This window comes from Dechloromonas denitrificans, assembly GCF_001551835.1.
Lineage (GTDB): Bacteria > Pseudomonadota > Gammaproteobacteria > Burkholderiales > Rhodocyclaceae > Azonexus > Azonexus denitrificans.
The window spans coordinates 257,650-276,940 of record NZ_LODL01000010.1; the positions used below are offsets into that span (position 1 = coordinate 257,650).

A 19,291-nucleotide genomic window follows, 5' to 3' on the forward strand; every position below is an offset into this window, starting at 1 on the left:
AGACATTGAGCGTAGGCATGATGCAAGAAGGCGTTCTCCCATGACCCCCTTGTTGGACGCCTTTGGTATTTGCCCGGAACAGCCTGCCTGTATCCGGGCATTTTTTTGGGTTATTGCCAGGGGCATGCATAACGCACCGCTAAAGCAGGCGCTGCAACAAGCTGGCCCCCCACTCCTTGAGACGAAGCAGCATGGATCGCTGTTCCCAATGCTCAAGATCGATTGCCTCCGATCCCTCGATGTCCCGGGCAATCAATCCCGACATCTGTTGCGCGAAGTCGCGCCCGAGGACGACCACGTTGACCTCGTCGTTATCGACAAAGCTGCGCCAATCAAGATTGCTTGAACCGACGCACGACCAGACGCCATCGATGAGCGCCGTTTTTGAGTGAAGCAAGGCCCCGTGTCGCTCATAAATCTGAACGCCGGCTTTCAAGAGCATGGAGTAGTGGGAACGACCGGCCTGAAAAACCACGGCCGAGTCCGACTTGCCGGGCAGGATGAGCTTGACATCAACCCCGCGCCCGGCCGCATCGATCAAAGCCTTGAGCAGTTGCGGATCGGGCACGAAGTAGGCATTGGTCAGATGAATCTGCCGTTCGGCATTGCCGATCGCCGAGACCAGGGTCAGGTAGATCGGGCTGTTGGCGTTATCCGGCGTGCTGCCGATAGCGCGCACGATATCTTTGCCCTGCGCCGCCAGTTCGGGGAAATAATCCCTCGCCGCCAGCGGTTTACCGCGCTGTTTCGTCCAGGTTTCAATGAACATTTTTTGCAGTTCGCCGACGACCGGGCCGTCGATCTGCAAATCCGTATCGCGCCAGGCAACCTTGTTTTCCGCAGCTTTTCTGGCCCGCCGATTGGCCGAACCGGATGAATAGACACTGCTGATATTGATGCCGCCCAGGAATGCCGTCCGCCCGTCGACCACCAACAACTTCCGGTGATCGCGATGATTGAAGCGCCATGCCACCTTTGCCGCAAGCGGATTGATCGGATTGAACTCGAGGATATTGATGCCTTCTTGCTGCATGCGCTCGAAGAAGGCTTTTGGCGTATTGATCCCGCCAAAGCTGTCGTAAATCAGATTGACCTGAATACCTCGCCGCTGCTGTGCCAGTAACAAGTCCGCAAACTGGTGCCCAATCTCGTCATCTTCAATGATGTACGACTCAAGATTGATATGGTCGCGCGCCGCCCGGATCGCCGCGAACATCGCACGGTAGGTCGCTGCGCCATCCTCCAGCAGAATTACCCGGTTGCCCAGCATGAGCGGGCCGCCGGCAATGGCCTGCTCCAGCGCAATCTGCTTGTCGAGGATATCGATATCGCCCGACTTGCGTTTCAGATCGGCAACGATGGCGGCATTTTTGCGGGCCGGCAACGGGCCTTCCGCATTTTCGAACCTGGCGGCCTGTTCACCGTGGCGGTCGATAACGGCATCGGTATCGGGCAGCGCGACACAACCTGCTGCAACGAGTAGGAGCGCCGTCGACGCCACAACAAACCTGGCGATGCGGACAAGCATGACTGACCACCTCCGCCCGCCATCGGCCGTGAAAAGGACGACACCACCACCCGCAAGCAGGCTGCCGAACTTTCCTGATGACTCAGCGTGCCGGCGCAGCAGGAACGACGACTACCGTATCGCCCCCCGTCTTGCCTGGCTCGCCCTGGGCCCCGGTCCCGCCAGCCGCTCCAGTTGCCCCGGTATCACCGGTCGAGCCGGTTGCCCCCGTGGAGCCGGTCTGCCCGCTTGATCCGGTGGCCCCAGCCGGCCCGGCCGGGCCGGGAACTGGAACTTGAACGGGAACGTTGACCACCGTCGGTGTCACGACCTTGGGTTGCTTTTCGCATGCGCCCAAGCCCAAGGCGAGCAGCAGCGCTGAAAAAATCGTTAAGTATTTCATCTGGATTCCTCTTTATTGAAAGCACTAACTTTGGCGTCTTTCGATCGCCGTGTGCTGTTGTTCAACAGTACGCCCACGTTCGGCAGGCCTCCGTTCGCTGACACACACAGAAGTGACAAATGCGGTGGATTACCGATAACTGCAATTGAGTCGCGAAAAAACGCGCTATGTGGGCTGGCGCACAGAAACATGGAGAGCGTGGTGCTAAATCTGCATGGCGACAAGTAGCAACTCCTGGCTACTTCGCAGGATCGGAAACATCGTTTTTCAAGCGGCAAGGAAGAAGTCACCATGAACAAAAAGCCGAATGCCGGCATTCTCGTTCCATGACGCAAACTCCGGCCACAGCAGCCAGCGTCACCCGGACAAAGCCACTTGAAGTTGCGCTATCGGGTTCATGGACGGTGCGCGGGATCGGCCGGATCGACAGTGAACTCAATACCCTGAGCATGCCGTCCGGCTCAACCATGGTCATCGATGCCTCGCGCATTGAGGCCTTTGACAGCGCAGGCGCCTGGATCGTGCACAAGCTGCTGCATCGCCTGGGCGGCACTTCCGGCCAGGCTGAAATACGGGACCTGCGGCCGGAGTTCGTCAGATTGCTGGATGTCGTTGGTCAGGAAATTGCCCATCAGGCATCAACCAGCCCACCGGATGCGGTCAAGCCGTTAACGAATCTCGAAGGTCTCGGACACAGCACGGCCGACGCTCTCCAACAAGGGGTGGCCCTGCTGGCCTTTGTCGGTGAATCCAGCATCGCCTTGGGCGGGTGGATTGCCCATCCGGCTCGCATCCGCTGGCGCCCCATTCTCTACAACATCCGCAGCGCCGGCTTCGATGCCCTGCCCATCGTCGGCCTGCTCTCCTTCCTGCTCGGCGTCGTCGTGGCCTATCAGGGCGCCGACCAGCTCCGGCAATACGGGGCCAACATCTTTGTCGCCGATCTGGTCGGTCTTTCGATGCTGCGTGAATTCGCGCCACTGATCACCGCCATCATCGTCGCCGGCCGTTCGGGTTCGGCCTACGCCGCGCAGATCGGCAGCATGGCGGTGACCGAGGAGATCGATGCCATGCGCACCATTGGCATCGCACCGCTGGAGATGCTGGTCCTCCCCAAGGTTATTGCCCTCTTCATCGCCCTGCCCCTGCTCACCGTGTTTGCCGATCTTCTCGGTGTCTTCGGCGGCATGATTATGGCGCGCGCCCAGTTGGCCGTCAGTTATCTCGAATTCCTCGACCGCTTCGTCAAAACCGTCAGTGTCACGGCTTATCTGATCGGTATCGGCAAGGCACCGGTTTTTGCGGCAATCATTGTCACCGTCGGCTGCTTTCAGGGCTTTCGCACCCGGGGTGGCGCCGACAGCGTCGGGCTGCAGACGACGCGCAGCGTCGTCCAGTCGATCTTTCTGGTGATCGTTGCCGATGCCCTGTTCTCTGTTGCTTTCAGCGCCCTGGACCTCTGAGATGAACGCGCTGACACCGGAAACCACGCCCGCCATCGAGATCAGCCAACTGACGACACGCTTCGGTAAACATGTCGTCCATGCCGATCTGGATCTCCTTGTCCACCAAGGCGAAATATTTGCGCTGGTCGGCGGCTCGGGCTCGGGGAAGTCGACCCTGCTACGCGAAATCATTCTGCTGCAGCAGCCGGCCTCGGGTTCCATCAAGGTGCTTGGCGTCGATCTGGAAAACATCAGCGACACCGCCGCCCTCGCCCTGCGCCAGCGCTGGGGTGTCATGTTCCAGAGTGGCGGCCTGTTCGGCTCGCTGACGATCAGGGAAAACGTCGGCCTGCCGCTACGCGAGCATAGCGGGCTGGCTGACCCGCTGATCGACGAGATTGCCGACTGGAAGCTGGCAATGACCGGGCTTGAACCGTCGGTCGGCGCGCAGTACCCGTCAGAACTCAGTGGCGGCATGATGAAACGGGCCTCGCTCGCCCGCGCCCTGGCCCTCGACCCGGAGCTGCTCTTTCTCGACGAACCGACCTCCGGCCTTGATCCCGAGAGCGCCGAAGAAATCGACCAATTGATCAAAAAACTGCGCGACCTGTTCGGCCTGGGCATTGTCATCATCACGCACGATCTCGACCTGTTGTGGCAAGTCGCCGACCGCGTTGGCGTCCTCGCCGACGGCAAGGTGCAAGGCCTGGGCTCGATGGCCGAACTGGCGCACCTCGACCATCCCGCTGTCCGCAAATTCTTCGACGGCCCGCGCGGGCGAGCCGCGCAAAGCGGGGTGAAATGATGGAAACAAAAGTGAACTATGCGGTCGTCGGTGCCTTTGTCCTGCTTCTGGCGACGGTACTGGTCGCCGCCGCCCTTTGGTTGGCCGCGGGGGGCGCCATCCAAAAAAAATACGATATTTACCTGGCGATCGAGGAGGAATCGGTAGCCGGTCTCAATCTGAATGCGCCCGTCAAATACAACGGCGTCGACGTTGGCAAGGTGCGGCAAATTCAGCTCGACCCCGGCAACCCGGAAAGGGTCAATCTGCTCTTCGCCATCGAGCGCGGCACGCCCATCAAGGAAGACACGGTGGCCGTGCTGAAAACGCAGGGCCTGACTGGAATCGCCTATGTCGAACTGAGCGGCGGCGCCGACCATGCGCCGCTGCTGCAAGCGACAGCCGACAACGAGTATCCGGTAATCCGCACCAAGCCATCGCTGAGCACACGTCTGGAAAATGTGCTGACCAGCGTACTCGCCAAGCTGGATGCCTCCTCAAGCCACCTCAACGACATACTCAGTGCCGAAAACCAGGCGGCATTCAAGAACAGCCTCGCCGACATCGCCAGCGTGGCGCACACCCTTGCGGCACGCAAGGAAAGCATCGATGCCGGCCTGGTCGATGCCGCCCGCCTGTTTGCCCACGCATCGCAGGCCTCGGTCAAGCTGGAACCGGCGCTCGACCGGATCGGGCGCGCGGCAGATGCCGTCGAAAAAATGGGCAACGAAGTCACCCGGACCAGTGCCAGCGCAGGCAAGACCATCAACTCGGTAGGTAGCGATGTCGGACGCTTCACTGCCGAAACCATGCCCGAACTGGAACGACTGCTCCGCGAATTGAGCGTCCTGAGCACTTCGCTGCGCCGCCTCAGTGAGCAGATCGAGCGTGATCCGTCCGGTCTGCTGTTCGGCCACCGGCCGCTACCGAACGGGCCGGGCGAGTCATCAGCAGGAGTGAGTCAGCCATGATCAAGCCATCGGTCTTCCGTCTCAAATGGCTGCTGGCCAGCGTACTGTTCGCATTGCTCGGCGCCTGCGGTGCACTCAACCCAGGCCGGGAATCGCAACGAGCCTTTTATTCGCTGGACGGTGCAGGCGTCGTCGATGCACGAATGCTTCCTGCACCATTGCCGGTCTCGATCGCTGCGCCAACGCTGATCGTCAATCCACCGCATGCGGCAGCCGGTTTCGATAGCCAGCGCATCATCTACGTGCGAGAACCGCATCGACTGGAATACTTTGCCAATAGCGAATGGGCGGATACGCCGGCCCGCATGATCGCACCGCTGATCGTCGCCGCGCTTGAAAAAAACGCCACCTTCCGCGCCATCCTCCTCACCCCCAGTGCCGCAGTTGGCGAGCTTCGCCTTGATGTCGAAATCGTGCGCCTGCAGCATGAGTTTGACCGTTCGCCAAGCCAGGTCCGTTTCACCCTGCGCGCTTATCTGATCGATACCGAAACCCGCCAGGTTCTTGCCAGGGAGGAATTCGACGAGAGCGTTCCCGCCCCCCACGACACCCCCTACGGTGGCGTCATCGCCGCGAATAACGCCGTGCAGAAGGTCATGACGCGGCTCGCTGTTTTTTGTACAGAAGCCATCCGAATCAGGCGCCAAACGGCCTCACCCCGACCGAAGAGCGATAACTGATTGCTCACTATGTGCGCTATCAAACAGAGATGGAAAACTTCTCCATCTAGGCTGTCTTCAGGAACGCCCCTCCCGTTTTCTCATGTTTTGCAGCCCGGGCGCGTCGAGTTCCCCTTTGTAATTCTGGAGATCAAAAAAATGAACAACACACCAAGCATCTTGCAAAAATTCATCCTCATTACCGCTACGGCCTTCGCATTGACCACCATCAGCAACGTGACGTTTGCCGCCAGCGCCGAAGACCTCAACAAGGACGCGGCCCAGGCGCTGCAAATACTCTACAAGAGCAGCCCGGTTGCCGAGAGTCTTTCCAAGAAAGCCAAGGCAATCCTCGTTTTTCCGAAGATTCTCAAGGCTGGACTGGTCTTCGGTGGCGCCTACGGTGAAGGCGTTCTGAGCAAGCATGACAAATTCGTGAGCTACTACAACTCGGTTACCGCCACTTTCGGCTGGCAGGCCGGAGCTGAGTCGTATGGCTACGTAGTATTCCTGATGAGCGACAAGGCCGTGAAATACCTTGATGACTCCATGGGATGGGAAATCGGCGTCGGCCCGACGGTGGTCGTGGTCAATGAAGGGATAGCCAAGAATCTCTCGACATCGACTTTGAAGAACGATGCCTACGCCTTCATTTTCGACCAGCAGGGACTGATGGCCAGCCTCAGCATCGAGGGCACGAAAATCAGCCGTATCAAACGCTAGCTAGGCCGTAGTTAAAACGCCTCTCGCCTTATGACGGTCTTGAGTCCAGATGGAATCAAGACCGTTTTTTTATTGCAACCCCGTTCGCACTCCACCAGGCTTGCACTCCTGGTCCGCAGAGGATCATTCCCCCCGACTGACGAATCCCATGCGCAGCGGTCGCCCGGTGGTACCCGCCTGGATGCGCCGATGCTGCCACGCCCCGTCAATTTGTGCCGATATCCGATAGACGGCCGGAGGCAACTTGACATAGAGCAGCGGACCTTCGCTGACCCCGGAAATGATCTGCCGGCCGTCGCGGCCAGCCACGGCGAATGGAATGTCCGCCAGGTAGCTGCCCTGGCGATTGCTGAAAACAATGTGGACATTGTAGGAAGAAGCTGCCTTGCGCATTTCATCGCGCGCCTCCTCACCGATGCCGCCACTCATCCAGGGAATATCGGCTTGCGAAACGCTGGTTGCATTGGATTTTGCATTGTCACCCACCTCGCTGGCTTGCAAGGGAGGACATAGCAAGGCGCCAAGAATGACGGCGATGGGTAACCAAACGGACTGGCCAGCCAATTTAGGATGGCCCCGAGCGAATGTTGCTAGTGCTGGTATGTGCATGATCTGCTCCGAAACAGCCGTGGACTGGCATGAGGAAGTGTCGATTTTTCCCGGCTTGCTCTCCGATACGGCAACCGGTGGAGACCACCGGCTGATGCTGCGGCGCGTGCAGGGTGATTGCCACTCGCTCAACGATATCCACCTCGCTGATGATCATTTCCAGGGGGGCCGTTGCGCTGGTCGCCACGCTGATCGTCCCGGCGATCACCGTAATGCCGCTGGTAACGCGGCGCATATTCGCGCTCGTACCAACTGTTTTGGACGAAATAGACCCGCTCGTTGCAGGCATTGTATTGACTGCAATGTCGGCGCCAGTTTTTGGCGTGGCCGGGAGGCACATTCAGATAGACCGGCGGCCGATTCTCCGGTACCCGGTACACCGCTCTCGGCTGCTGATAAATCAGCTGTGGCGGGGGCGGATAGTCGCCAAAATCGAGTCGGCCGTAAAAGCCTGGCTGGCCGATACTCACCGATACCCCGACATCCGCCGCCTGGGCGGTTGAGGCCGCTAGTAGTAGCGCAATCAGAAATAATTTCATGGTGTTCCTTCTGTTCTTCTCATCAATTCACCTAGCACCTGACGAGAATCCCCGGGCACCATGGTGAAAGCTAGCGGGCAACTACTTCTTGTCGCCCTGGGCGGCATCCTTCATCTTTTCGCCGGCTTTTTCGACCTGCTCTCCGGCTGACACGGCAGCCTTATCGACTTCCTTGCCCGCCTTTTCCATCGGACCTTCCTTTTTCTCGCAGCCATACAGGGCGGTGAGCAAGGCACTCATGGCGATGACCGCTGTCATGGTTTTTCCGTTGGTATTCATTGCGTTCTCCTCGAAAGCATTTGCCAACCCGCAGTTGTTGATGACTGACCGGTCGTACCCGGTCAATCATTACTCAGGCTTACTTGCTGATTTCGTGACCGATGACGCCGGCAACCACAGCACCGCCAACGGTTCCGGCCGCACTGCCACCGGTCAGCACAGCACCGCCGATGGCGCCTGCACCGGCACCGATGGCTGTGTTCTGCCCCTGTTGTGACATGCCGGAGCAAGCCCCGAGACCAATCAGGGCCAACATAACGCCGGCATTAGCCAGATATTTGTTTCTCGTTTTCATCAAACAACCTCTTTCTCGACACACCTGATTTCAAGCCTTGACGGCCTGAGTCAGGCGGTCTTACTACTTCTGGTAAGTGACTTTTGCCTTGTCGAGGCAGCTATCCTTGGCCGAACCGGAATACGTATCGCACTTTTCCTTGGCAACCGCATACTCGGCATCGCTCTTGTCGGCAGAGGCATCCTTGCGGGCATCGCTGGTTTTCTTGCTGGCATCGCCGCGCGCATCAGCCGTCTTTTCATTGGCTGTTGCGTTGGCTTCAGCGGTCTTCATCTGCGCCTTGGCATCGGCTTTTGCGGCAGTTTCCGCGGCCTTTGCTTCCTTTACGCAGACATCCTTGGGGTTGCCGGCAAGATCGTCGCATTTCTCCTTGGCCACGCCATAGTCCGCCTCGGCCTTGGCCACGCGTGCTTCGTAGCGTGACTTCTGGGTCGGCTTGTAGGCGGCCTCAAGGTCAGCTTTGGCGACTTTCTCTTTGCCCTTTGCTTCAGCCATGCAGACATCATTGGCATTGCCCGACAGAGAATTGCAGTGCGCCTTGGCCGTCTTGTACTCGGCTGAAATTTTGTCCTTGCCGGCATTGAAATCGCCTTTCGACATGCCTTCAGCCATGGCGCTGGCACTTAAAGCGAGGGTGATGGCAAGTGCGATCGTGTTGGTGGTGAGATTTTTCATTGGGGTCCTTGATGGTTTGATCGAGAGACCGATGCAAAGGCAAATGAGGCCCGGCATACGGTTTTCTTTGCCAAAACCGCGTAATACGTGAGCATCGCGCGTTGCCGCAGTGCGGGTGTCGCACTGCATTTGGCTCCGATGCACCGAGCTTGGAACAGAAGCCCCTAGCCATCTGTCCCTTGGCGCACATAAGCAGAGATTTGCCTGCTGAATGGCGCAATTGATGCCTGCCTCAGGCCAAAGGCAGAAAGCTCAGGCAGTCACGCCGAACAAGGCACCGACGCCAGCCGTCAAGGCCATCGCCAAGGCGCCCCAAAAGCTGACGCGGGCGATCGCGACGATCAGGGGTGCGCCGCCGGCGGCAGCCGACAAGGCGCCGAGCAGGGCAAGAAAAAGCAACGCGCTGCCGGCGACACTCCAGAACAGCACAGTCGCCGGCACCAACAGGACAACCAGCAGCGGCAGCACCGCCCCCATTGAAAAGGTGGCGGCCGAGGTCAACGCGGCCTGCAGGGGTTTGGCCGTCTGACAGGCCGAGATACCCAGCTCGTCCCGGGCATGCGTCCCGATGGCGTCATGGGCCATCAATTGGCTGGCCACCACATCCGCAATTTCTGAGTCCAGCCCGCGCCCGATGTATATGGCTCGCAGTTCCGCCTGCTCGTGTTCCGGATCGGCCGCCAATTCACGCCGTTCACGATCCAGATCGGCTTTTTCCGTATCAGCCTGCGAACTCACGGAAACATACTCGCCGGCGGCCATCGAACTTGCGCCAGCCATCAGGCCCGCGACGCCGGCAATCAGGATGGTGCTCGAATCCGCCCCGGCTGCAGCAACGCCCAGAACCAGACTGGCCGTCGAGACTATCCCGTCATTTGCCCCGAGCACTGCGGCGCGCAGCCAGCCGATCCGTTCTGTCCGGTGTTTCTCTGTGTGTCGCATGAATATCCTGACTCCAAAGGTAGTTGGATTCCGCTCCCGCAATCTCAGAACTGGAACAAGGCCAGCCCCCCCTCAATACTGGTCTGCCAATGGCGATAGTCAAGGAGCATCTCGCCATCGCCGCTGCATGCTTGTCAGCAACGGCGCCAGCCGCTGCCCAACTGTGATGCAGGTCTGTGTGTCATCGCACACAGGCTTTGCCTGGCGGCGATTTATTGATTGCAGCGGCGGCAGATTCGGGGCACCCTGAAACGGTGTTCGATCCCCCTGATGTCCGCAAGGAAAAATATTGATAGCGAGTTGCGACTGATGTCGACCGTACCCAAAACGCGCCCGCCAAGCCACCCGGCCAATGTCGTTACGCATCGCCCGGCAAAGCTCTTCCCGATTGTCGCGATCGGTGCCTCGGCCGGTGGTCTCGAGGCGCTGGAGCAATTTCTCGGTCACGTCCCGGCCGCCAGTGGTATGGCCTTTATCGTCATCCAGCACCTCGACCCCGATCGCAAGGACATGCTCCCCGAATTGCTGCAGCGGGCGACCAGCATGCCGGTCGAGCCGGCGCGCAACCGGATGAAGGTCAAGCCCGATTGCGTCTATGTCATTCCGCCCAATACCAATATTTCCATTCTGCATGGCAATCTTTATCTGCTCGCTCCCGTGGCACCCCGCGGCCTGCGGCTGCCAATCGACTTTTTCTTCCATGCGTTGGCCGAAGACCGGCGCGAGCACGCCATCGGCGTCATTCTCTCGGGCATGGGCTCAGATGGCACCCTCGGTCTGCGCAGCATCAAGGAATACGGTGGCCTCGTTCTGGTCCAGGAACCGGGCAACGCCAAGTTCGACAGCATGCCGAAAAGCGCTATCGCCACCGGCCTGATCGACATCATTGCGGCGGCCGAAGAACTGCCGTTGCGCATCATCGACACCCTGCATCATGCGCACCATTACCCGCCCGTCCGCCCCGTGCCGGCCACCGAAAGCACGGCCGACAAGACAGCTTTCGAAATAATCTGCATCCTGCTGCGGGCGGCGACCGGCCACGATTTTTCGCTTTACAAGAAAACGACGGTCTATCGTCGAATCGAACGGCGCATGGCCATTCATCAACTTGACCGGATTGCCGATTACGCCCGTTACCTGCGCGAGAACCTGCAGGAAGTCGAATTGCTGTTCAAGGAGTTGCTGATCGGGGTCACCAGTTTCTTTCGCGATCCGGCCACCTGGGCCTATCTTCAGGAACACGTGCTGCCCGGCTTGCTCGCCACCTACCCGGGTGGCGGCACGCTGCGCGCCTGGGTGGCCGGCTGCTCGACTGGCGAAGAAGCCTTTTCGCTGGCGATCGCCTTCCGTGAAGCCATGGACAAGATGCCGCCCCCCGCCCGCTATTCCGTCCAGATTTTTGCCACGGATCTTGACCCGGATGCCATCGAAAAGGCGCGGCGCGGCATTTACCCGGCCAATATCGCCGCGGATGTCGCCGAGGATCGCCTGAAACGCTTCTTCATTGACGAAGGAGACAGTTTCCGGATCGGCAAGGAAATCCGTGAAATGGTGGTCTTCGCACCGCAAAACCTGATCATGGACCCGCCCTTCACCAAACTTGATATCCTCACCTGCCGCAATCTGCTGATCTACCTCGGCGCCGAGCTTCAGAAGCGGGTGCTTCCCCTGTTCCACTACAGTCTCAAACCGGGTGGCGTGCTGATGCTGGGCAGTGCCGAAACGATCGGCAGCTTTACCGACCTGTTCGTGCCGCTGGAGAGCAAGGCACGCTTATTCCGGCGCAACGACAGCCTTACGCGCCCGACATCCCTTGAATTCCCGACCCGCGATCTACCTACAAGAACAGAGTCTCCGATGGAAACAAAGCCCGAACAGGTTCCCGCCAACCTGCAACACCTTGCCGACGAGCTGCTCCTCCAGCAGTTCTCGCCGGCCGCCGTGCTGGTCACCGCGACCGGCGACCTGGTCTATATCAGCGGCCGTACCGGCAAATATCTCGAACCCGCTGCCGGCAAGGTGAACTGGAACATCCACGCCATGGCCCGCGACGGGCTACGCCAGGCGATTGCGCTGGCCATCCCCAAGGCCTTGCGCAGCGGCGAACGGGTGGTCTGCCCCAACCTTTCGGTCGACAGCAATGGCGTTACGCAAATCGTGGACCTGACGCTGCAACCCATTGCCGAACCCGCCGCCCTGCGCGGCATGCTCATGCTGGTTTTCAGGGACGCCGCGACCACAGCGAAACCCCGCGATGCCAAGCCCGGCAAGCGAGGAGAACGGGGTAGCCCGCGTGAAATGGAGCTGGAACAAGCGCTCCTGCAAGCTCACCTGGAAGTACGGACGTTGCGCGAGGAAATGCAGACCTCACACGAGGAGCTCAAATCGGCCAACGAGGAACTCCAGTCCACCAACGAGGAGTTGCAGTCGACCAACGAAGAGCTCACCACGTCAAAGGAAGAAATGCAGTCCTTGAACGAAGAACTGCAGACGGTGAATGTCGAACTGCAATCGAAGGTCGATGAGCTGTCGACGACCAATAACGACATGAAGAACCTGCTCAACAGTACCGACATCGCTACCGTCTTCCTGGATAACGCACTACATGTCCGCCGCTTCACCACCCAGGCGACCCGCCTGTTCAAGCTGATCCCGAGCGATCTCGGCCGCGCCTTGTCCGACATCGTCACCGACCTCGATTACCCCGAGTTCCGGCACGATGCCGAGGAAGTGCTGCACACGCTGGTTTTCTCGGACCGGGAGGTGTCCACCCGCGACGGCCGTTGGTTCCAGGTCAAGATCATGCCCTACCGAACCCTGGAAAATGTCATCGACGGCGTCGTGATCACTTTCAACGACATCAGCCGTGCCAAGCATCTGGAGGCTGAACTGCGGACTTTTGCCACTGAGAAAAAGGGTTAGTCCCTGGCCTGAACCCCGCAAAGCCGACGCGCTCGGTGGCTGCCAGCCGGGAAGCCGATCTTGTGAGCGAGATCAAATTATTGCCAGAATAGTCGAGTAAGCTACTCAGCTATAGCCAAGCTCATATCCACGCCCGTGAGTAAAACACCGACCTTTTTCAAGTCGCCTGAAATGGCAAAAAAATTTCCATTAAACCCCAAACATCCCGAGCGGACCTGTTGGGGATGCGACAAATATTGCTCGGTGAACGCATTGCAGTGCGGAAACGGCTCCGGTCGCACCCAGCACCCGTCCGAAATGCTCGGCGAGGACTGGTACACGTGGGGCGATTGGGGCATCGACCCGAACGAGCAGCCCGAAACGAATACTTAGTTCTACTTTGAGCAACAAAAGGAGAGCCAACTATGGATGACAATCTGCAAGCGGTTTCTTCCCTCGGCGACTTGATCGTCGAACACACGGCCGACGCGCTCATCTACTCGAATCGCGACGGCATCATCGAGCGCTGGAACCCCGCTGCCGCATCGATGTTCGGCTATACCTTCGACGAGGCCTGCGGCCAAAGCCTCGACCTGATCATTCCCGAACCCCTGCGGGCCGCGCATTGGCGGGGTTTTGACGCAGCGATGAGCAATGGTTCGACGCGACTGCACGGCCGCCCCACCCTGACGCGGGCAGCGCACAAGTCAGGACAGACGCTCTATGTCGAAATGAGCTTTGCGCTAGTCAGCGACGAACCCGGAAAAATTATCGGTTCGGTCGCCATGGCGCGGGATGTGACCGAACGTTTCCTGCGCGAAAAGGCGGCCCGCCAAAGCAAGTAGGCTATCGCCCGTGGCCGGGCGAGCAAAGCTCACTCCGGCCCTTTTAGTGGGCCATGACTGTGGAAGCCGTAGCCATCGTCGGGGACGCTATCCAGTTCAGCCTTTTTCTGGGCGACCTGATCGACTTGCTTGTCCCAGTAAATATGCCAGCCTTTGTGCTGGTCCTTGACCACCTCCGGGTGTTCCTCGAGAAAGTGGTCGATGAAACGGGTGTGATTGGAAACAAAACCCCGATCCATGACGCCATGGCCAGACTTGTCGCCGTATGGGTGAAACAAGCTGTTGAAAAAGTTGTTCATGGTGCATGCCTCCACCTGATTTAGGGCAATGATCGGATTGGGAAAGAAACAAAACTCTCCATAGGTTCGAGTTGATATAGGTCCGCTTGGTTCGGTCGATGTGCATTTGAGTCGGCCTGGAACGATGAATAGGGACGTCGGTCCAAGTTGCGAAGGAGGCGAGCCATGCTCAAGGAAGCCACCAAACTCGACGAACTCGTCAGTCGCGAATATCAGCACGGTTTTCATACCGATCTGGAAACCGACACGCTCTCCCAAGGCCTGAATGAAGCGGTGATCCGCCTCATTTCAGCCAAGAAGGAAGAGCCCGAATTCATGCTCGACTGGCGGCTGCAGGCCTACCGGCACTGGCTGACGATGAGCGAACCCGGCTGGTCCACGATCCACCACCCGCCCATCGATTACCAGGCGATCAGCTACTACTCGGCGCCCAAATCCCGCCAAGATGGCCCGCAGAGTCTGGCCGAGGTCGATCCCGAACTGTTGCGGACCTACGAAAAGCTCGGCGTGCCGCTGCAGGAGCGGGAAATTCTGGCCGGGGTTGCGGTCGACGCGGTTTTCGACAGCGTTTCCGTCGCCACCACCTTCAAGGCCAAGCTGGGGGAACTCGGCATCATCTTCTGCTCCTTCTCCGAAGCCGTGCGTGAACATCCGGCGCTGGTCCGCCAATACCTCGGCTCGGTGGTCCCCTACACCGACAACTATTTCGCCAGCCTGAACTCGGCGGTTTTCTCCGACGGTTCATTCTGCTACATCCCGCCCGGCGTCCATTGCCCGATGGAGTTGTCCACCTACTTCCGCATCAACGCCATCAATACCGGCCAGTTCGAGCGCACGCTGATCATCGCCGACCGCGACAGCTACGTCAGTTACCTCGAAGGCTGCACGGCACCGATGCGCGACGAGAACCAGTTGCACGCCGCGGTGGTCGAACTGATCGCGCTGGAAGGGGCCCAGATCCGTTACGCCACGGTGCAGAACTGGTACCCAGGCGACAAGGAAGGCCGCGGCGGCATCTACAACTTCGTCACCAAGCGCGGTGAATGCCGGGGCGACAATTCGCGGATTTCCTGGACCCAGGTCGAGACCGGCTCGGCGATCACCTGGAAGTACCCGAGCGTGATCCTGCGCGGTGACAATTCGCAGGGCGAGTTCCACTCGGTCGCCCTGACCAGCAACTACCAGCAAGCCGACACCGGCACCAAGATGATCCACCTCGGCCGCAATACGCGCAGCAATATCGTCTCCAAAGGCATTTCGGCCGGCCATGGCCACAACGCCTACCGGGGCCTGGTCAAGATGGCCAAAAGCGCGGTCGGCGCCCGCAACTACAGTCAGTGCGACTCGCTGCTGCTCGGCGACAAGTGCGCGGCCCATACCTTCCCCTATATCGAGGTCAAGCATCCCTCGGCCCGGGTCGAGCATGAGGCGACCACTTCGCGCATCGGCGAAGACCAGTTGTTCTATTGCCAGAGCCGCGGCTTGTCGGCCGAGGACGCCGTGTCGATGATCGTCAACGGTTTCTGCAAGGAAGTCTTCCAGGAACTGCCGATGGAGTTCGCCGTCGAGGCGCAAAAGCTGCTCGGGGTCAGCCTCGAAGGCAGCATCGGCTAGGCACGGCCTCCATCATGCTCGACATCCGCAACCTGCACGTCAGCGTCGACGGCAAGCCCATCCTCAAGGGGCTGGACCTCAGCGTCAAGGCCGGTGAAGTCCATGCCATCATGGGGCCGAACGGCTCAGGAAAAAGCACGCTGGCCCATGTGCTGGCCGGCCGCGACGGCTATGTCGTCAGTGCCGGCGAAGTCCTTTACCAGGGCAGCAACCTGCTCGAACTGAGCATCGAGGAGCGGGCGCGGCAGGGAATCCTCCTCGCCTTCCAGTATCCGGTCGAAATCCCCGGCGTGGCCAATGTCTATTTCCTCAAGGCGGCGCTCAACGCGCTGCGCCGCCATCGTGGCCAGCCCGAACTCGACGCCATCGACTTTCTCACCCTGATCCGCAGCAAGCTGAAGCAGATGGAAATGGACGAGAGCCTGCTCTACCGGCCGGTCAACCAGGGCTTTTCCGGCGGCGAGAAAAAGCGCAACGAGATCCTCCAGATGGTTCTCCTCGAACCGACGCTCGCCCTGCTCGACGAAAGCGATTCGGGCCTCGACATCGACGCCCTGAAAGTGGTCGCCGCCGGCATCAACGGGCTGCGCAGCCCGCAGCGGGCGATCGTCCTGGTCACCCATTACCAGCGCCTGCTCGATTACGTCGTGCCGGACCAGGTTCATGTCCTGGCCGACGGGCGCATCGCCCGTTCCGGCGGCCGCGAACTGGCCATCGAACTCGAACGCACCGGCTACGGCACGCCGGCGGATCATCAGGGACGGCAGGCGGCCACGCCATGAACGCCCGCGTCCCCGGCTCGGCTGCCGATTACCTGGGCGCCTTTCGGCGAATTTCGGGCATTTTGCCGGGCCAGCATCTGGACTGGCTGCGCCAGGCCCGGGCCGAGGCGATTGGTCGCTTCAGCCAGCAGGGCTTTCCGACACTGCACGACGAGGACTGGAAATACACCAGTGTGGCGAGCATCGAAAAAGGCCGCTTCAACATCCTGCCGACCGCCAGCGACAATTTGCTGGCCCCGCAGGTCGCCCTCCATGCCCTGCCCGACAGCCATCTTCTGGTCTTCGTCAATGGCCGCCTGGACCCCGGACTCTGCCGGCCGGGCCGCCTGCCGCCGGGCACCGTGTTGAGCAGCCTGGCCTATCAGCTCGAGCAGGATCAGGATTGGCCGGAGGATACGCTGGTCACCTACCCGCCGGCCTCGCCCTTCGCCGATCTCAATCTTGCCTTCATGGCCGACGGCGCCTATGTCCGCTTGCCGCCTGAAGCGACGCTGGCCGCCCCGATCCAGTTGCTGTTCATTACCAGCGAGGCCAATCTCGCGGTCCAGCCGCGCAATCTGCTGGTCGCCGGCGCTGGCAGTTCGGCCAGTATCGTCGAACAGCATGTCGCCCTCGGCGAGAGCAGCTATTTCACCAATGCGGTCACCGACATTCTCGTTGGCAGCGGCGCCACGCTTGAACATCACAAGGTCCAGCAGGAAAGCCCGGCGGCTTTTCATATTGCTACGGTCAACGTCTCGCAGGTAGCAAAAAGCCGGTTCACCTCGACCTCCTTCTCCCTCGGCGCCCGCCTGGCCCGGACCGGCATCGCCGTCAAGTTCCAGGCCGAGGACGCCCATTGCACGTTGGATGGGCTTTATCTGAGCGATGGCCGCCAGCATGTCGATCACCATACCTGGATCGACCATCAGAAACCCCGCTGTACCAGTCGCGAACTCTACAAAGGCATCCTGAACGGCGCGTCGCGGGCCGTCTTCAATGGCCGGGTGGTAGTGCATCCCGATGCCCAGGGCAGCGATGCCCAGCAGACCAACCATAATCTGCTGCTCTCGGAAAACGCCGAGATCGACACCAAGCCGCAACTGGAAATCTGGGCCGACGACGTCAAGTGCAGCCATGGCGCAACGGTCGGCCAACTGGACGAGGATCAGGTTTACTATCTGCGCGCCCGGGGCATCGGCGAAACCTCGGCCCGGGCGATACTGACCCGGGCCTTTGCCAAGGAAATCATCGACCGGGTCGGCCCGCTGTCGCTGCAGGAGCGGCTGGATCAGCTACTGCAGGACAAGCTGCCGCGGCAGTGAGAGAGCCAAGATGCTGACCGCCTTGAATACCTCGCCGACCGCCAGGCTTCCCGCCCTCGATGTCGCCCGCCTGCGCCAGGACTTCCCGATCCTGCAGCGCGCAGTCCATGGCCAACCGCTGGTCTATCTCGACAATGCGGCAACCAGCCAGAAGCCATGGTCGGTGATCGAGGCCGAACGGCACTATTACGCCCACTACAACGCCAATATCCACCGCGGCGTGCACCAAATGAGCCAGGAAGCGACCGAGGCCTATGAAGCGGCACGCGACCGGGTGCGCGATTTCATCCACGCGTCGAGCCGCGAGGAGATCATCTTCACCCGCGGCACCACCGAGTCGATCAACCTGGTGGCAAGCAGCTTTGGTCAGCGCCTGCAAGCCGGCGACGAAATCCTGATCACGGAAATGGAGCACCATTCCAACATCGTCCCCTGGCAACTGCTTTGCCAGCGCAGCGGCGCGCTGCTGCGGGTGGCGCCGATCGACGATGCCGGACAACTCTGCGTCGAGCAATTCGCCAAACTGCTCGGGCCGCGGACCCGACTGGTCGCGCTGAGCCACATGTCGAACGCCTTGGGCAGCATCAACCCGGTCAAAAAACTGGTCAACCTGGCGCATCAGGTCGGTGCCGTGGTGCTGCTCGATGGCGCGCAGGCCGTCGCCCACCTGCCGGTCAATGTGATGGATATCGACTGCGATTTCTATGCCTTTTCCGGCCACAAGCTGTACGGCCCGACCGGTATCGGCGTGCTCTACGCCCGGCGCGCCATCCTTGACAGCATGCCGCCCTACCAGGGCGGCGGCGACATGATTCGCGAGGTCCGTTTTGCCGGCTCAAGCTGGAACGACCTGCCCTACAAGTTCGAAGCCGGCACGCCCAATATCGCCGGCGGCATCGGCCTCGGCGCTGCCCTCGACTATGTGGGTGGCGTCGGCCTGGCAGCCATCGCCGCCCACGAAAGCGAACTGCTGCGCTACGCCACCGCACTGGCCGGCGAATTCCCTGGCCTCACCCAGATCGGCACGGCTGCCGACAAGGGCGCCATTCTGTCCTTCACGCTGGCCGGCATCCACCCGCATGATATTGGCACCATCCTCGACAGCTGCGGCGTCGCGGTACGGACCGGCCATCATTGCGCCATGCCGGTGATGGAACATTTCGGCGTGCCGGCCACGGTGCGTGCCTCCTTTGCGCTGTACAACACCCGGCATGAAATCGACACGCTGTTTCAGGGGCTGACCAAGGCCCGGGAGATGTTCGGATGAGTACTGAACTGCGCGATCTGTATCAGGAAACGATCATCGACCACGCGCGCCGGCCGCGCAATTTCGGCCCGCTGCCCGAGGCCAGCCACCAGGCCGAGGGCTTCAACCCGCTGTGCGGCGACCGCCTGACGCTGCGCCTGAAAGTGGTCGGCGGCTTGATCGAGGATGCCCGCTTCGAAGGTGTCGGCTGTGCCATTTCCACGGCCTCAGCCTCACTGATGACCGAGGCCCTCAAAGGCCTGAGTGAGCAACAGGCCGAAACGCTGTTTTTGGGCTTCCACAGCATGTTGACCGGCGGAATCCCGGTCTCCGGCTCGCTACTCGGCAAACTGGAGGTACTGACCGGTGTCCGCGAGTTCCCCAGCCGGATCAAGTGCGCGACGCTGGCTTGGCACGCGCTGCACGCCGCCCTGCATGCCGAAAATCAACCGGTCAGCACGGAGTAAAC

At 60.3% G+C, this 19,291-nt stretch carries 21 protein-coding genes; 13 read left to right on the forward strand and 8 right to left on the reverse strand.

Annotation, left to right across the window (positions count from 1 at the left end):
* Positions 1–139 precede the first annotated feature (139 nt).
* Positions 140–1,528: a phospholipase D-like domain-containing protein gene (locus tag AT959_RS05445; protein WP_066881392.1), complete on the reverse strand. Its 1,389-nt coding sequence runs from the start codon at positions 1,526–1,528 to the stop codon at positions 140–142.
* Positions 1,529–2,236: 708 nt separating this feature from the next.
* Between AT959_RS05445 and AT959_RS05450 the strand changes: the two genes are divergently transcribed.
* From AT959_RS05450 to AT959_RS05470, 5 genes are all read left to right on the forward strand, one after another.
* Positions 2,237–3,373: an ABC transporter permease gene (locus AT959_RS05450; protein WP_066881393.1), complete on the forward strand. Its 1,137-nt coding sequence runs from the start codon at positions 2,237–2,239 to the stop codon at positions 3,371–3,373.
* 1 nt (position 3,374) lies between these two features.
* Positions 3,375–4,160: an ABC transporter ATP-binding protein gene (locus tag AT959_RS05455; protein WP_066881395.1), complete on the forward strand. Its 786-nt coding sequence runs from the start codon at positions 3,375–3,377 to the stop codon at positions 4,158–4,160.
* Positions 4,161–4,171: 11 nt separating this feature from the next.
* Positions 4,172–5,110 (forward strand): MlaD family protein, encoded by a 939-nt coding sequence (locus tag AT959_RS05460; RefSeq protein ID WP_240481739.1) that lies wholly within the window; start codon positions 4,172–4,174, stop codon positions 5,108–5,110.
* Positions 5,107–5,790 (forward strand): ABC-type transport auxiliary lipoprotein family protein, encoded by a 684-nt coding sequence (locus AT959_RS05465; RefSeq protein ID WP_066881397.1) that lies wholly within the window; start codon positions 5,107–5,109, stop codon positions 5,788–5,790. Before AT959_RS05460 ends, AT959_RS05465 begins: the two co-directional genes overlap by 4 nt.
* A 138-nt stretch (positions 5,791–5,928) precedes the next feature.
* Positions 5,929–6,492, forward strand: coding sequence for a lipid-binding SYLF domain-containing protein (locus AT959_RS05470; protein ID WP_066881402.1), 564 nt, complete (start codon positions 5,929–5,931; stop codon positions 6,490–6,492).
* Positions 6,493–6,615: 123 nt separating this feature from the next.
* On the opposite strand, the gene AT959_RS05475 is transcribed toward AT959_RS05470, so the two are convergent.
* The 6 genes from AT959_RS05475 to AT959_RS05500 all read right to left on the reverse strand — a co-directional run bounded on the left by AT959_RS05475 (position 6,616) and on the right by AT959_RS05500 (position 9,831).
* Positions 6,616–7,101 carry a hypothetical protein gene (locus tag AT959_RS05475; RefSeq protein WP_157651218.1) on the reverse strand — a complete coding sequence of 162 codons (486 nt, stop codon included), beginning with the start codon at positions 7,099–7,101 and terminating at the stop codon, positions 6,616–6,618.
* A 128-nt stretch (positions 7,102–7,229) separates the two neighbouring features.
* Positions 7,230–7,640, reverse strand: coding sequence for a hypothetical protein (locus AT959_RS20370; protein ID WP_083518230.1), 411 nt, complete (start codon positions 7,638–7,640; stop codon positions 7,230–7,232).
* 81 nt (positions 7,641–7,721) lie between these two features.
* The gene (locus tag AT959_RS05485) at positions 7,722–7,919 is read right to left on the reverse strand and encodes a hypothetical protein (protein WP_066881408.1); all 198 of its coding nucleotides are present in this window, start codon (positions 7,917–7,919) and stop codon (positions 7,722–7,724) included.
* Between the two features lie 79 nt (positions 7,920–7,998).
* Positions 7,999–8,214, reverse strand: coding sequence for a hypothetical protein (locus AT959_RS05490; protein WP_066881410.1), 216 nt, complete (start codon positions 8,212–8,214; stop codon positions 7,999–8,001).
* A gap of 63 nt (positions 8,215–8,277) precedes the next feature.
* Positions 8,278–9,018 (reverse strand): hypothetical protein, encoded by a 741-nt coding sequence (locus AT959_RS05495; RefSeq protein ID WP_240481741.1) that lies wholly within the window; start codon positions 9,016–9,018, stop codon positions 8,278–8,280.
* A gap of 123 nt (positions 9,019–9,141) precedes the next feature.
* A complete protein-coding gene (locus tag AT959_RS05500) occupies positions 9,142–9,831 on the reverse strand; it encodes a VIT1/CCC1 transporter family protein (RefSeq protein WP_066881414.1) in 690 nt (229 codons plus the stop codon).
* Between the two features lie 270 nt (positions 9,832–10,101).
* Here AT959_RS05500 and AT959_RS05505 point away from each other — a divergent pair, with 270 nt between their 5' ends.
* From AT959_RS05505 to AT959_RS05510, 3 genes are all read left to right on the forward strand, one after another.
* Positions 10,102–12,753: a chemotaxis protein CheB gene (locus AT959_RS05505; RefSeq protein ID WP_240481743.1), complete on the forward strand. Its 2,652-nt coding sequence runs from the start codon at positions 10,102–10,104 to the stop codon at positions 12,751–12,753.
* A gap of 171 nt (positions 12,754–12,924) precedes the next feature.
* A complete protein-coding gene (locus AT959_RS20375; RefSeq protein ID WP_083518231.1) occupies positions 12,925–13,125 on the forward strand; it encodes a DUF3079 domain-containing protein in 201 nt (66 codons plus the stop codon).
* A gap of 32 nt (positions 13,126–13,157) precedes the next feature.
* Positions 13,158–13,577, forward strand: a complete 420-nt coding sequence (locus AT959_RS05510; RefSeq protein WP_066881422.1) for a PAS domain-containing protein — start codon at positions 13,158–13,160, stop codon at positions 13,575–13,577.
* Positions 13,578–13,606: 29 nt separating this feature from the next.
* Here AT959_RS05510 and AT959_RS05515 read toward each other — a convergent pair whose 3' ends face one another.
* Positions 13,607–13,876, reverse strand: coding sequence for a DUF3460 family protein (locus AT959_RS05515; RefSeq protein ID WP_205629835.1), 270 nt, complete (start codon positions 13,874–13,876; stop codon positions 13,607–13,609).
* A gap of 165 nt (positions 13,877–14,041) precedes the next feature.
* On the opposite strand from AT959_RS05515, the gene sufB reads away from it, so the two are divergent.
* Genes sufB through sufU form a run of 5 tightly spaced genes read left to right on the forward strand, consistent with a single transcriptional unit; the run spans position 14,042 to position 19,289 of the window.
* Entirely contained in the window at positions 14,042–15,490 is a 1,449-nt protein-coding gene (gene sufB / locus AT959_RS05520) for a Fe-S cluster assembly protein SufB (protein WP_066881423.1), read from the forward strand.
* Positions 15,491–15,504: 14 nt separating this feature from the next.
* A complete protein-coding gene (sufC, locus tag AT959_RS05525) occupies positions 15,505–16,272 on the forward strand; it encodes a Fe-S cluster assembly ATPase SufC (protein ID WP_066881435.1) in 768 nt (255 codons plus the stop codon).
* Positions 16,269–17,576 (forward strand): Fe-S cluster assembly protein SufD, encoded by a 1,308-nt coding sequence (sufD, locus tag AT959_RS05530; RefSeq protein ID WP_066881437.1) that lies wholly within the window; start codon positions 16,269–16,271, stop codon positions 17,574–17,576. Before sufC ends, sufD begins: the two co-directional genes overlap by 4 nt.
* 10 nt (positions 17,577–17,586) lie before the next feature.
* The gene (locus tag AT959_RS05535) at positions 17,587–18,843 is read left to right on the forward strand and encodes an aminotransferase class V-fold PLP-dependent enzyme (protein ID WP_066881441.1); all 1,257 of its coding nucleotides are present in this window, start codon (positions 17,587–17,589) and stop codon (positions 18,841–18,843) included.
* Positions 18,840–19,289: a Fe-S cluster assembly sulfur transfer protein SufU gene (gene sufU / locus AT959_RS05540; protein ID WP_066881443.1), complete on the forward strand. Its 450-nt coding sequence runs from the start codon at positions 18,840–18,842 to the stop codon at positions 19,287–19,289. The genes AT959_RS05535 and sufU overlap by 4 nt, the downstream gene beginning before the upstream one ends.
* Positions 19,290–19,291: the final 2 nt, after the last annotated feature.